The 14052-nt window shown below is 71.5% G+C and carries 9 protein-coding genes; 7 read left to right on the top strand and 2 right to left on the bottom strand.

Features of this window, described 5'->3' with window-relative positions:
- Positions 1-156: 156 nt before the first annotated feature.
- On the bottom strand, positions 157-1470 hold the full coding sequence (locus tag ABZ267_RS18985; RefSeq protein ID WP_356746654.1) for an LPXTG cell wall anchor domain-containing protein: 1314 nt from the start codon (positions 1468-1470) through the stop codon (positions 157-159).
- A 386-nt stretch (positions 1471-1856) separates the two neighbouring features.
- On the opposite strand from ABZ267_RS18985, the gene ABZ267_RS18980 reads away from it, so the two are divergent.
- From ABZ267_RS18980 to ABZ267_RS18955, 6 genes are all read left to right on the top strand, one after another.
- Entirely contained in the window at positions 1857-2804 is a 948-nt protein-coding gene (locus ABZ267_RS18980) for a TIGR03619 family F420-dependent LLM class oxidoreductase (protein ID WP_356746739.1), read from the top strand.
- 9 nt (positions 2805-2813) lie between these two features.
- Positions 2814-3599, top strand: coding sequence for an SDR family NAD(P)-dependent oxidoreductase (locus ABZ267_RS18975; RefSeq protein WP_356746653.1), 786 nt, complete (start codon positions 2814-2816; stop codon positions 3597-3599).
- A gap of 122 nt (positions 3600-3721) precedes the next feature.
- On the top strand, positions 3722-4855 hold the full coding sequence (locus tag ABZ267_RS18970; RefSeq protein ID WP_356746652.1) for an LLM class flavin-dependent oxidoreductase: 1134 nt from the start codon (positions 3722-3724) through the stop codon (positions 4853-4855).
- Between the two features lie 354 nt (positions 4856-5209).
- Positions 5210-6949 (top strand): D-aminoacylase, encoded by a 1740-nt coding sequence (locus ABZ267_RS18965; RefSeq protein ID WP_356746651.1) that lies wholly within the window; start codon positions 5210-5212, stop codon positions 6947-6949.
- Positions 6946-8412 carry an aldehyde dehydrogenase family protein gene (locus tag ABZ267_RS18960; protein ID WP_356746650.1) on the top strand — a complete coding sequence of 489 codons (1467 nt, stop codon included), beginning with the start codon at positions 6946-6948 and terminating at the stop codon, positions 8410-8412. The genes ABZ267_RS18965 and ABZ267_RS18960 overlap by 4 nt, the downstream gene beginning before the upstream one ends.
- Positions 8413-8639: 227 nt before the next feature.
- Entirely contained in the window at positions 8640-10220 is a 1581-nt protein-coding gene (locus ABZ267_RS18955) for an APC family permease (RefSeq protein ID WP_356746649.1), read from the top strand.
- A 27-nt stretch (positions 10221-10247) separates the two neighbouring features.
- Here the strand turns inward: ABZ267_RS18955 and ABZ267_RS18950 are convergent, their stop codons facing one another.
- Positions 10248-10976 carry a siderophore-interacting protein gene (locus tag ABZ267_RS18950; RefSeq protein ID WP_356746738.1) on the bottom strand — a complete coding sequence of 243 codons (729 nt, stop codon included), beginning with the start codon at positions 10974-10976 and terminating at the stop codon, positions 10248-10250.
- 124 nt (positions 10977-11100) lie between these two features.
- Between ABZ267_RS18950 and ABZ267_RS18945 the strand changes: the two genes are divergently transcribed.
- Entirely contained in the window at positions 11101-13989 is a 2889-nt protein-coding gene (locus tag ABZ267_RS18945; protein ID WP_356746648.1) for a GNAT family N-acetyltransferase, read from the top strand.
- The last annotated feature ends 63 nt before the right edge of the window (positions 13990-14052 follow it).

Genomic DNA, 14052 nt, shown 5'->3' with positions numbered 1-14052 from the left:
CGGGCCGTGCGGCCGTCGCCGCCATGGTGGGCGATGGCGATGGAGGCGGGTCTGGGCTTGTGGACGTGGGGGCTCCGAGGGACGACTGGTCGGCGTACGCCGAGGAGGCCCCGCCGCAGCGCGTGGCGGGGCCTCTCCTGGTCACACGCGTACGCCTCAGGCGTCGGTGGTCGCCTTGCGGCGGCGTACGAGGAACATCGCGCCGGCCCCGAGCGCCACGGCCGTGCCGCTCGCGAGGGCGAGCTGCGTGGTGCTGTCGGACGAGCCGGTCGCGGCGAGGGTGCCGTTCGTGGTGTTCACCGGGACGCTCGAACCCGAGCCCTGCGGCGTGACCCCGTTGCCCGCGGCGGGAGCGGTGGTGCTCGTGCTGGGCTTCGGCTCGGGCTTGCCGGCCGCGGCCTTGATGTCGAACTCGTCGACGGCGGCGTCCTGCGTCAGGCCGCAGGAGCCGTCCTTGTTGAAGTAGTCACCCGCGACGAAGGTGAGGCCCTGACCGGCCGGGGTCTTGGCGTCGACGTCCAGGCGGAGCTTGATGTCCGCCTGCCTGCCGTCCTCCAGCGCGCCGACGGCGTCGATGTAGAGGTCGCCGTCGACGTTCTGCCACTTCGGGGACTTGGCGGTCGACCACTTCAGCTTCAGGTACCTGGCGATGTCCTTGGCGCCGTTCTTGTCGGTCGCGTGGATGCTCGCGTACGTGAGGACCTTGTCCAGGTCCTTCCCGGTGTCGTTGGCCACCCGGACCGAGAAGAAGGTGGAGGTGCCGGCGGTGACCGAGGAAGGCAGGCCGGTCACGACGGTGGTCAGGCCGGGCTCGTCGACGCACTCATCGTCTCCGTCTCCGTCCCCGTCACCGCCGCCCTGGTTCTCCTCCTCCTTCTTGGCGCGCTCCAGGGCCGCCTCGGCGGCCGTGACGGCGGCGAGCGCCTTCTTCGTGGCGTCCTGTGCCTTGGAGAGGGCCTTGAACGCGTCGACCCTCGCGTCGTCCGCGAGCTCGTCGGCCGCCGCGGCCTCGGCGTCGGCGGTGGTCTTGGCCGTCGCCGCTGTGGCGGCGGCCGTCTTGGCTTCGGCGAGGGTCTGCTCCGCAGCGGTCCGCTCCGCCTCGGTGGCCTCCTCGGTCAGGCCGTCGAGCGCGGTCTGCGCGTCGGTGACCGCCTGGTCGGCGGTGTTCTTCGCGGTGGCGGCGTCCTGCGCGGCCTTCCTGGCGGCGTTGGCCGCCACGGTCGGCGGCGCGGTGTCGGAGACCGCCGCCTCCACCGCCGCGTAGGCGGTCTTCTCGGCCGCGAAGGCGTCGTCGTACGCCTTCTGCGCCTCGGCCAGCGCCTTTTCGAGCTCCTTGACGGACGGCTTGGCGGGCGTCTGCGCCTGCGCGGGAGGCGCGGTGTCGGCGTGGGCGGGGGTGACGGAGAGCATGACGGCGGGCGTCGTCACGGCGACGGCGACGGCCGTGGCGAGAATGCGGCGAATCTTCACATGGGCCCTTTGAGTCCGGAGCGACGAAGGAGAGCGGCCGTGCCCGCGACGCCTGCGGCGAACACGGTGCCGACGGTGCGCGAGGCGTCAGCGTGGGTGGAGCGCGCGAGCGGCCCGTGGCGATGGTAGGGCGGGAGTCCGGACGCGCGGTCGGTTTTTCGGCGGCGGACGGGCCGTGCAGACGCGGTGACGAACGGACACACCGCGCGAAAAAGGGCAGTTGCTCTCTCCTGCTCTGCTTTTCCTGTGATCAACGCCATGGCCGGACTTCCGCGCCTCTTGTCTGATGGGTCGTCAGGTATGACGATGGCGGCCGTCACCCGGGCGGCGAACGCCCGGGTCCGAAGGGGAAGGAGGCCACCGTGCCGCTTGCGTTGCCAGGACCGATGCCGCTGCCGTCGCCCGATGGGCCGTTGTCGTACGGAATCCAGCTCCCGGTCCAGTCGCAGAGCGCCCTCTACGCCGAACCCTGGGAGGCGGCGGCGACCCCGGCCGACCTCGTCCGCATCGCCGGGGCCGCCGACCGCGGCGGCTTCGCCTACATCGCCGGCTGCGACCACATCGCCATCCCGCGCCCGCTCGCGGAGGGTATGAGCACGGTCTGGTACGACCCCGTCGCCACGCTCGCGTTCCTCGCCGGGGTCACCGGAAGCGTCCGCCTGATGAGCCATGTCGCCGTCGTCGGACTGCGCCACCCGCTGATCACCGCCAAGCAGTACGCGACCCTCGACCACCTCAGCGGAGGCCGGCTGATCCTCGGTGTCGGCGCCGGGCACGTACGGGAGGAGTTCGAGGCGGTCGGGGCCGACTTCGACGGGCGCGGCGGTGTGCTGGACGAGAGCATCGACGCGCTGCGGGCGGCGCTCGGACCGGAGGAGTACCCGGAGTTCGCCGGTGAGCGGTTCTCCTTCGCCGGCCTCGGCCAACTGCCGCGCCCCGCACAGGAACGGGTGCCGATCTGGGTGGGCGGCTCCTCGCCGGCCGCCGTGCGCCGGGCCGCCGTACGCGGCGACGGCTGGCTCCCGCAAGGCGATCCCCGCGACCGGCTGCCCGCGCAGATCGCCCGGGTGCACGCGCTGCGGGAGGAGGCGGGCGTCGAGGCGCCGATCGTCATCGGTGCGATCACCGAACCGCTGTACGTCGGTGAGCCCGGCTGGTCCGTCGGGCGGCGGACCCTCGCCGGGAAGCCGGAGGAGCTGGCCGCGTCGCTGCGGGAGTACGCGGCGATCGGCGTGCACCAGATCCAGGTGCGGTTCCGGAGCCGGAGCGTGGACGAACTGACCGATCAGATGGCGGCGTTCGGGGCGGACGTGGCTCCGCACCTCAACCAGTAGGAGCGTGGCATGGGCAAGCTGGACGGGCGGGTCGTCCTGGTCACCGGGGCGGCGCGCGGACAGGGCGAGCAGGAGGCGCGGCTCTTCGCGGCGGAGGGTGCGCGGGTCGTCGTCGCGGACGTGCTGGCCGAGCAAGGAGAGGCGCTGGCGCAGGAGTTGGGGGCCGAGACCGCTCGGTTCGTGCGGCTGGACGTGGGGAGCGAGGAGGGGTGGGCCGAGGCCGTCGGTGTGGCCAGGGACGCCTTCGGGAAGATCGACGGGCTGGTGAACAACGCGGGCATCCTCCGTTTCAACGAGCTGGTCAACACACCGCTGGCCGAGTTCGAGCAGGTGGTGCGGGTCAACATGACCGGCGCGTTCCTCGGGATCCGTGCCGTCGCGCCGGAGATCGAGGCGGCGGGCGGCGGGACGATCGTCAACACGTCCTCGTACACCGGTCTGACCGGCATGCCGCTGGTCGGCGCGTACGCCGCGACCAAGCACGCCGTGCTCGGGCTGACCAAGGTGGCCGCGATGGAGCTGGCCGGCAAGGGCGTGCGGGTCAACGCCATCTGTCCGGGCGCGATCGACACGGCGATGAGCAACCCGGCCCTGCCGGACCCGGACGCCGACCTGAGTACGTCGGACGCGGCGCTGGACGCGTACTACCGCAAGCTCGTGCCGATGGGGCGGATCGGGCGGCCGGAGGAGGTGGCGGCGCTGGCTCTCTTCCTGACCGGCGAGGACTCCTCGTACATCACCGGGCAGCCGTTCGTCATCGACGGCGGGTGGCTGGCCGGAGTGAGTCCGTTCTGAGCGCGGCGCCGTCCACGCACCTGACGAAGTGTCAGCTATTGACGGGTCGCGGTGGCGGTGGAACAGTCGGCCGCATCACAATCTGACGGAGCGTCAGAAAAACTTGAGGACGGTGAACCTCCGTGGAATTCGGGCTCTTTGTTCAGGGGTACGTGCCCGCCGCGCGTGCCGAGGTGGACCCCGAGGCAGAGCACAAGGCGCTGATCGAGGAGACCGAGTACGTCATCCAGGCGGACAAGTCCGGCTTCAAGTACGCCTGGGCCTCCGAGCACCACTTCCTGGAGGAGTACTCGCACCTCTCCGCCAACGACGTGTACCTCGGCTACCTCGCCCACGCCACCGACCGCATCCACCTCGGCTCGGGCATCTTCAACCCGCTCGCGCCCGTCAACCACCCGGTGAAGGTCGCGGAGAAGGTCGCCATGCTCGACCATCTCTCCGGCGGACGCTTCGAGTTCGGCACCGGTCGGGGTGCGGGCAGCCACGAGATCCTCGGGTTCATGCCGGGCATCACCGACATGAACCACACGAAGGAGCTGTGGGAGGAGACGATCGCCGAGTTCCCGAAGATGTGGCTCCAGGACGAGTACGTCGGCTTCCAGGGCAAGCACTGGTCGCTCCCGCCGCGCAAGATCCTGCCGAAGCCGTACGGGGCCGGGCATCCGGCCATGTGGTACGCGGCCGGGTCGCCGTCCTCGTACGCGATGGCGGGGAAGAAGGGGCTCGGGGTGCTGGGCTTCAGCGTGCAGAAGGTCTCCGACATGGAGTGGGTCGTCGAGTCCTACAAGAACGCGGTCAAGGACGCGGAGCCGGTCGGGGCGTTCGTCAACGACAACGTGATGGTCACCTCCACGGCCATCTGCGCCGAGACGCATGCGGAGGCGGTGCGGATCGCGGTGGGTGGCGGGCTGAACTACCTGCAGTCGCTGCTGTTCCGCTACCACGACACGTTTCCGCGGCCGGAGGGGATTCCGGAGTGGCCGGAGCTGTTGCCGGAGTACACGGAGGAGATCGTGGAGCTTCTTATTGCTGAGGAGTTGATGATCTGCGGGGATCCGGACGAGGTGCTGAAGCAGTGCCGGCGGTGGGATCAGGCGGGGGCGGACCAGTTGAGCTTCGGGTTGCCGATCGGGGTGAGTCCTGAGGACACGATGACGACGATTCGGCTGATCGGGGAGCATGTGATTCCGAAGATCGATACGGATCCGGTGCATCGGACGTCGCGGTTCCGGGCCGCCGCCGCCGCCGCGGGCTGAGCCGGACCGTGGCCGTCGGGCCCACGCCGGGGCTCCGCCCCGGGCCCCGCGCCTCAAGCGCCGGCGAGGCTGAATGTGGCCTCCCGAGGCTGGATGTGAGGCCGCGCAGCTCAAGCCCCTCCGGCGATTGAGGAGCGGGGGTGCGGGGGCGGAGCCCCTGCCCGCAGGTGCGGCTGAGCCTGGGCTCGGGCCCGCCTCCAACGCCGGTGGGGCCCGATGGACAGGCGGCGTCTTCCCGGATCGTCGCCCTGGTGAGCCGGGGTACGTACCGCGGCCGAAAGCGTACGTACCCCGGCTGTCCCGACGAGCCGGAGCAACCGAGCCGAAGAAAGAACCCCCAGAAGGGACACCGTCATGCTCGACCACCTCATCCGCCGCGCCACCGTCGTGGACGGCACCGGCGGCCCCGCCTACACCGCCGACATCGGCCTCCGCGGCGGCCGCATCGCCGTCATCGCCGAGCCCGGCACCATCGCCGAAGAGGCCGTCACCAGCGAGGAAGCCCACGGCCTGGTCCTCGCCCCCGGCTTCGTCGACCCGCACACGCACTACGACGCCCAGCTCTTCTGGGACCCCTACGCCACCCCCTCCATGAACCACGGCGTCACCACCGTCGCCGGCGGCAACTGCGGCTTCACCCTCGCGCCGCTCCATCCCGACCGGCCCGAGGACGCCGACTACACCCGGCGGATGATGTCGCGGGTCGAAGGCATGGCCCTCGCCGCGCTGGAGGAAGGCGTCGACTGGTCCTGGTCCACCTTCCGCGAGTACCTCGACGCCCTGGAAGGCCGTATCGCCGTCAACGCCGGCTTCATGGTCGGCCACTGTGCTCTCCGCCGGCATGTGATGGGCGCCGAAGCCGTCGGCGGCCGGCCGACACCCGCCCAACTCGACGCCATGCTCGCGCTCTTCCACGACGCCATGGACGCCGGCGCCTGGGGCCTCTCCACCACGCAGTCCTCCACCCATGCCGACGGCGACGGCGAACCCGTCGCCTCCCGCCACGCGCGACCCGAAGAACTCCTCGCGCTCTCCCGCGCGGTCGGCGAGCACGAAGGGACGCAGCTGGAGGCGATCGTCGCCGGGTGCCTGGACCAGTTCTCGGACGAGGAGATCGACCTGTTCGTCACCATGAGCGCCGCCGCCGGACGCCCGCTCAACTGGAACGTGCTCACCATCGACGCCGCCGTCCCCGAACGCGTACCGCGCCAGCTGATACCGAGCGAACGCGCCCGCGCGGCCGGAGGGCGGATCGTCGCGCTCACCATGCCGATCCTCACGCCGATGAACATGTCGCTCGGCACCTTCTGCGCCCTCAACCTCATCCCGGGCTGGGGCGAGATCCTCGCGCTCCCGGTACCCGAGCGCATCGAGCGCCTCCGCGACCCGGCCACCCGCGCCGAGATGCTCCGCCGCGCCGACAGCAAGGAGGCCGGCGTCTTCCGGCGCCTCGCCGACTTCGGCCGGTACGTCATCGGCGACACGTACAGCACGGCCAACGAAGGCCTCGGCGGCCGGGTCGTCAACGACATCGCCGCCGAACGCGGCCAGGACCCTTTCCACTGCCTGGTCGAGATCTGCGCCGCCGACGACCTGCGTACGGTCCTGTGGCCCATGCCCACCGACAACGACCCGGCCTCCTGGGAGCTGCGCCGCCGCACCTGGGAGCACGAGGACGTGATGCTCGGCGGCTCCGACGCGGGCGCGCACCTGGACCGGATGTGCGGAGCCCCGTACACCACGCGCTTCCTCGGTGACTGCCTGCGCGGCCGCAAGCTCGTGCCGCTCACCACCGCCGTCAAGATGCTCACCGACGATCCGGCCCGCCTCTTCGGGCTGCGCGAACGCGGCCGGATCGAGGAGGGCTTCCACGCCGACCTCGTCCTCTTCGACCCCGAGCGCATCGACGCCGGACCCGCCACGCTCGTCCACGACCTGCCCGGTGACAGCCCGCGCCTGGACTCCAAGGCCATCGGGATCGTCTCCGTACGCGTCAACGGCGTCGAGACCCTGCGCGACGACAAGGTGACGGGCGCGGTGCCGGGCACGGTGCTGCGCTCGGGCCGGGACACCCGGACGGTGAGTACGGCGTGAGCGACGGCAGCCCCGGGAAGCTCTTCATCGGCGGAGAGTGGGTCGAACCCGCCGACGGTCACTACGAGGTCGTCGACCCCGCCACCGAGCAGGTCGTCGGCCTCGCACCGGAGGCGAGCCGCGCGCAGGTGTACGAGGCGGCCGCAGCGGCCCGTGAAGCCTTCGGCGCCTGGTCGCGCACCCGTCCCGAGGAGCGCGCCGCCATCCTGGACCGCACCGCCGACCTCATCCAACGCGACTTCCTCGCCCACGCCGACCTCGCCCGCGCCGAGAGCGGAGCCACCGCCTCCACCGCCCGTGGCATGCAGGTCGGCGTCGGCGTCGCCCGCTTCCGGCGGTACGCGCGCGGCGCGCTGGAACCCGTCGAGGAGGCCATCGCGCCGCAGGTCAACGAGGCCGGGCCGATGGGCCGGGCCGGGGTCTTCGGAGCGGTGGCCGTGCGCCAGCCGGTCGGCGTGGTCACCTGCGTCACCTCGTACAACAATCCTTGGGCCAACCCGGCCGGCAAGATCGCGCCCGCGCTCGCGATGGGCAACACGGTCGTGGTGAAACCCGCTCCGCAGGACCCGCTCTCCGTCTACCGGATGGCCGCCGCCCTCGCGGAGGCGGGCGTTCCGCCAGGCGTCGTCAACGTCGTCACCGGGTCGGGCGCGGAGGCCGGTGAGGCCGCCGTGGACTCGCCGGACGTCGACATGGTCAGCTTCACCGGCTCCACCGCCGTCGGACAGCGGATCGCCGAGGTGTGCGGGCGCTCCATGAAACGGCAGCTGATGGAGCTGGGCGGAAAGGGCGCCGCGCTGGTCCTGGAGGACGCGGATCTGGGCTCCGCGACCGCCGGCATCGGGACCACCTTCTCCTTCTACAGCGGACAGATCTGTACGGCTCCGACCCGCGTCCTGGTCCACCGGTCCCGCCAGGACGAGATGATCGCCATGCTGGCCGCGTACGCGAACGCGCTCACCGTCGGCGATCCGGCCGACCGGTCCACCGTCGTCGGCCCGGTCATCTCCGCGGCTCACCGCGACCGTGTGGAGGCGTACGTGGAGCTGGGCCGGAAGGAAGGCGCGCGGGTCGTGGCCGGCGGCACCCGGCCCGGCCACCTGGACCGGGGCTTCTACGTGGCCCCGACCCTTCTCGCCGACTGCACGCCCGACATGCGGGTCGTCCGCGAGGAGGTCTTCGGCCCGGTCGTCGTGGTCGTCCCCTTCGACGACGAGGAGGAAGGCATCGCGCTCGCCAACGACAGCGACTACGGCCTCATCGACTACGTCTGGTCCGGCGATGTGGCCCGCGCCTTCCGCGTGGCCCGGCGCCTGCGCGCCGGCGGGGTCGGCGTCAACACGGTCGGACGGAACATGGAGGCACCGTTCGGCGGGTTCAAGAGGAGCGGCGTGGGCCGGGACGTGGGCTCGTACGCGCTGCACGCGTACAGCGAGACGCAGGCGATCGTCTGGCCCGGATGAGATCGCTCCCACACGGCGCGGGAAAATTTTGAAACGGGATAAAACGGACAGTGCTGCGATTACCGTACGTGGTCATCGTCGCGCGACCGGCATGCATTGCAAGGCTTCATGCCTGTGTGACCTTGAATTGATGCGGTGTTCATCCGTTTGCGGCCCTGGTAATCAAGGGTGAGACGTTGGAGTCTCACGCTCCGGATGTGGATATCGCAGCGCATAACGTCCTTCTCATGACTCAGCTGGACGCGCGGCCTCGGGCCGGAGACACGGTACGGGGACGCGCCTCGGCCGACGGTGGTGACGGGGGCGTACGCGACAAGGGGCTCGGCGGGAACTCCGTCGGCCTGATGGGCAGCGCCGTCATCGGTGTCTCCACCGTCGCGCCCGTCTACTGCCTGACCTCGACGCTCGGCTCCACCGCCGGTGAGGTCGGCGTGCAGATGCCCGCCGTCTTCCTGGCCGGGTTCCTGCCGATGCTGCTCGTCGCCTTCGCCTACCGCGAGCTGAACAAGGTCATGCCGGACTGCGGCACCTCCTTCACCTGGACGGTGAAGGCGTTCGGCCCACGCGTCGGCTGGATGTGCGGCTGGGGCCTGGTCATCGCGACGATCATCGTCCTGTCCAACCTGGCGGGCGTGGCCACCTCGTACTTCTGGCTGCTGGCCGGTGAGGTCACCAACAGCGCCTCCGTCGCCGCGCTGGACGACAACAAGCTCGTCCACATCGGCACCTGCCTCGCGCTCATCGCCGCCGCCACCGCGATCAGCTACCGCGGGATGACGGCCACCAAGGGCGTCCAGTACGCCTTGGTCGGGCTGCAACTCGCCGTGCTGGCTCTCTTCGTGACGATGGCCCTGAGCAAAGCGGGCAGTGGCGACGCGGGCTTCGCCGGGTCGCTCGACTTCTCCTGGTCGTGGATGAACCCGTTCGCCGTCCAGTCCTTCGCGGCCTTCACCGCGGGCCTCTCGCTCTCGATCTTCATGTTCTGGGGCTGGGACGCCTGTCTCACCGCCAACGAGGAGACCACCGGCAGCGAGAAGACCCCGGGCCGCGCCGCGCTCATCGCGATGGTCGTCCTGGTCGGCTCCTACCTCGCCACCGGCATCGCCGCCCAGATGGCCGTCGGCTCCGGCACCTCCGGGCTCGGCCTCGCCAACCCGGAGACCTCCGACAACGTCTTCGCCGCCCTCGCCGGACCGGTGATGGGCCCCGGCCTCGGCGTCCTGCTCTTCGTCGCCGTCCTCGCCTCGGCCGCCGCCAGCCTCCAGACCACGTTCATCCCGGTCGCCCGTACGGTCCTCGCGATGTCCACGTACGAGGCGATGCCGGCCTCGTACGCCAAGGTCCATCCCCGCTTCAAGACGCCCGGCCGGGCGACGGTCACGGCCGGCGTCGGGACCGGCGTCTTCTACACCGTGATGACGCTGATCAGCGAGCACGTCCTGATCGACACCATCTACGCGCTCGGCCTCATGATCTGCTTCTACTACGCGCTGACGGCCTTCGCCTGCGTCTGGTACTTCCGCGCCGAACTCACCCGCTCCGGACGGGACCTGGTCTTCAAGGGCCTCTGCCCGGCCGTCGGCGGCCTGCTGCTCGCCGCCGTCTTCGCCAAGACCCTCTACGACATGTGGGACCCGGCGTACGGCTCCGGCTCCTCGGTGTTCGGCGTCGGCTCGGTCTTCGTGATCGGCGTGGGGCTGCTGCTCCTCGGCGTGGTGCTGATGGTCGCGATGGAGCGCCGCAGCCCGGCGTTCTTCCGGGGCCAGGTACTGACGAAGGAGACCCCGGCCCTCGTGGTAGAGGACTGAGGTCTCCGGGTCTTTCCCGCGGTGCCGTTACGGCCGCCAGTAACCCAGCGCGTTCACCCGGTCCTTGGGCAGGCCCAGCTCCTTGCGGAGGTACGCCGACAGGGTCCGGGTGGTCGACGTGTCGCAGGCCACCCAGACGTACGCGTCCGAGCGGTTTTCGCCCAGCAGCCCCGGCAGCGCCGCCTTCACCTCGGCGACCAGGTGCGCACCGGCCTCGCGGCGCTCGACGTGGTGCAGGGTGTGGTGGGCCTCGTCGAGGCGGAACGGCAGTTTCCGGTCCTCCTCGTCGGAGGACTCGAACCAGATGGTCGCCGGAGTCCGCGGGATCGCCTCCAGCAGCGAGTTGATCGCGGGAAGTGCGGCCGGGTCACCGATCACGAAGAGCCGCTTCGGCGCCGGGCCGGGCAGCGTGAAGCCGGTGCCCTGAAGTGTCGCGTCGATGGTGTCGCCGGGCTTCGCCGCCTTCGCCCAGTCGCAGGCCGGGCCCTCGTGAAGGGCGAATTCCAGACTGAAGGTGCCAGCCTCCGGATCCGGGTCGACCAGGGTGTAGGCGCGCTGATGCGGTTTGCCGTCCTTCTCGAACCAGAGCCGCACCCACATCGTCGGGTGCGCGCCGCCGGTCGCGGCCAACAGCCCACCGTCGGTCACCTGCACCCGGCGGAACCGGTCGGTGACCTGCTCGGCGCCGGTCACGGTGAACGTGAAATCCCGCCCCCGGAACAGTTTGAGAACGACGCCTTCCCAGCCATGACCCACGGTGTCTCCCACCCTCCCTTGGTGCCCCGGCCCACTGCCCAAGGGTCACTTTGGTTAGGCTAACCTAAATTCCGAGGGCTGGGGAGTGGCTGAAAACCACTGGGAGCAGGGGATGGGCAGAGCGATGACGACCGCTGACGTCGACAGCGAGAGACCGAGTGCGGGCGCCGAGAGCGGTCTGAAGGACTCCGAGAGCTTCGAAGTCTTCCGGGACGACCGGGGGATACCGCACCTGAGGGCCGGTGGTGCGCTCGCGCTGGCCCGCGCTCAGGGCCACAACGCCGCTCTCGACCGTGCCTGGCAGCTGGAGACCGAGCGCCACCGGCTGCTCGGCACGACCGCCGCGTACCTCGGTGCCGAGGCGCTCGACTGGGACCTCTTCGCCCGGCGGGCCCGGCTCGCCGACACCGCCCGCCGCTGCTACGAGCGGCTCGCGCCCGAGACCGCCGCCTGGGTGCGCGCGTACGTGGACGGCGTGAACGCGGGCCTGGCCGAAGGCGCCGCCCGTACACCGGAGTTCGCCGCCGCCGGGCTCGTCCCGGGCCGCTGGGAGCCCTGGACCCCGCTCGGCGTCTGGCTCTCCACGCACATCCTCTTCGCCGGGTTCCCGACCAAGCTCTGGCGCGAAGAGGTCGCCCGCAGGCTCGGCGACGGCCGCGCGACCCTCTTCGCCACCGACGGCCCCGGCACCTCCGGCTCCAACGGCTGGCTCCTCACCGGCGCCCGCACCACCACCGGAGCCCCGGTCGTCGCCGGTGACCCGCACCGCTTCATCGAGGACCCGGGCGTCTACCAGCAGATCCGGCTCGCCTGCCCCGAGTTCGACGTGGTGGGCCTCGCTGTGCCCGGCGTCCCGGGCATCGCGCACTTCGGGCACGCGGGCGGTGTGGCCTGGGCGATCACCAACGCGATGGCCGACTACCAGGACCTCTACCGCGAGCAGCTGCGCCGCGCGGCGGACGGCGGCGTGGAGGCGCTCGGGCCGGACGGCTGGTACCGGGTCCACGCCCACACGGAGACCGTCGAGGTGGCCGGTGCCCAGGCCGAGACGGTGGAGGTCGTGGAGACGGACCGGGGGCCGGTGATCATCGGAGACGTACGGGATGGTGCGGACGCCGACGAGGCGCCCGACGCTCCTGTCATCAGCCTCCGTTGTCCGCCGCGCGTCACCGGCGACCTGGGCTTCGATGCGCTGCCCGCGCTGCTCCGGGCCCGTACCGTCGCCGATCTCGACACCGCGCTCGACGGCTGGGTCGAACCCGTCAACGTGGTCCTGGCCGCCGACACCACCGGCGCCACGCTGCACCGCGTCGCCGGACACGTCCCGGTGCGCCCGCACGAGAACCGGCTCCGGGTCGTCCCGGCGCACGATCCCGCGTACGCCTGGCGCGAAGGCGCCGAGCCCACGCCACGTACCGAGGTCGACACCGCCACCGGCACCGCCGTGATGGCCAACGAGCGCGGGCTCGCCGCACCGCTCGGCATCGAGTTCGCACCGCCGCACCGGGCCGACCGCATACGGGAGTTGCTCGGCAAGCCGCCGGGCGCGAGCGCGAGCGAGGCCACCGGCGCGTCCCAGGGGACAAGGACGCTCACCGGTCCGCCGTGGTCCGCCGCCGACATGGCCGCCGTCCACACCGACACCCGCCTCGCCTCCTCCCGCCAACTCCTCTCCCTGCTCGCCTGGGCCCCGGACCTCGGCCCCGCCGCCGAACGCCTGCGGGACCGGCTGCTGCGCTGGGACCGTCACATGGACGCGGACAGCACCGACGCCACCCTCTACTCCCGGCTCCGCGCGGAGGTCGTCCACCGCCTGGCCGGCCACCCGGCGCTGCGGCCCGTCACCGGCGACGCCGACCCCTGGCGCTCGCCCGCCTACCCGTCGCTCTTCCGCCCCTGGCTCGCCGCCGTCCCGCGGATCGGCTACGCCCTGGAGACCCTGCTCACCGTCGGACTCCTCCCGTACGAGGAGAGGCTGGCGATCGTCGCGGCCTCGGCGGAGGCGGTGGCCGCCACGTACGCGGAGGGACCCGGCCCGAGCCCGTGGGGCGAGGTCCACGGGGTCTCTCCGTGGCAGGCGCTGCCGGGCGCGACCCCCGAGGAGGTGTGGCCGGGGCTCGCGGGCGACCACGACTGTGTGCTCTCCACCTCCAGCGTCCCCGGCATCACCGACCTCTTCGCCCGAGGACCCGCCGCCCGCTACGTCTGGGACCTGGCCCGCCGCGAGGACAGCCTCTGGGTCGTGCCGTTCGGCGCGTCCGGCGTCCCGGGCTCCGCGCACCACCGCGACCAGGCGGACCTGTGGGCGAGCGGCCGCCTGGCCCCTGTCACCACGGACTGGAACCTGCTGCACCGCACCGAGGAGAGCACCACCATGACCACCACCACCGTCCCGGCCCTGCGTCCCGCCGTGCACGAGCAGAAGGTCGAAGGCTTCGGCGTCGTCCGGCTCGTGCCGGTCGACCCGGCGGCCGACGCCGACCTGCTGCACGGCTGGGTCACGCAGGAGCGCGCCCGCTTCTGGGGCATGGCCGACCACACCCGCGAACAGGTCCGGGAGATCTACGAGTTCGTCGGCTCGCTCTCCACCCACCACGCCTACCTGGCGCTGCGCGACGGCGTACCGGCCGCGCTCTTCCAGAGTTACGAACCGGACGCCGACCCGGTCGGCGAGTGCTACGACGTCCAGCCCGGCGACTTCGGCATCCACCTGCTGATCGCGCCGGCCGAAGGCGACGGAGCGGTGAAGGGCTACACGGAGGCCCTGCTGACCGCGTTCATCGGCTATGTCTTCAGCGACCCGGCCCACCTGAGGGTCGTCGTCGAGCCGGACGCGCGCAACGAGAAGGCGCTCGCGCGGATGGTCCGGGTCGGGTTCGAGCTGGGCCCGGAGATCGAGAAGCCGGAGAAGACGGCCCGGCTGGCGTTCCTGTCGAGGACGGTGGCGCTGAGCCTGGTCCGAGCGGCGTTTCCCGTGGTCCGCAGCGCTCAGGGGCCGTTCCGGGAGCGCTGACGGCGAGTGCCATGATGAGGAAGGACGGGAAGATGTTCCCGTCGCGCCACCTCGGGCGATGCC

It is taken from the genome of Streptomyces sp. NPDC006174 (genome assembly GCF_040614075.1).
Taxonomy (GTDB): domain Bacteria; phylum Actinomycetota; class Actinomycetes; order Streptomycetales; family Streptomycetaceae; genus Streptomyces.
This window is presented reverse-complemented; position numbering and strand designations above follow the sequence as displayed.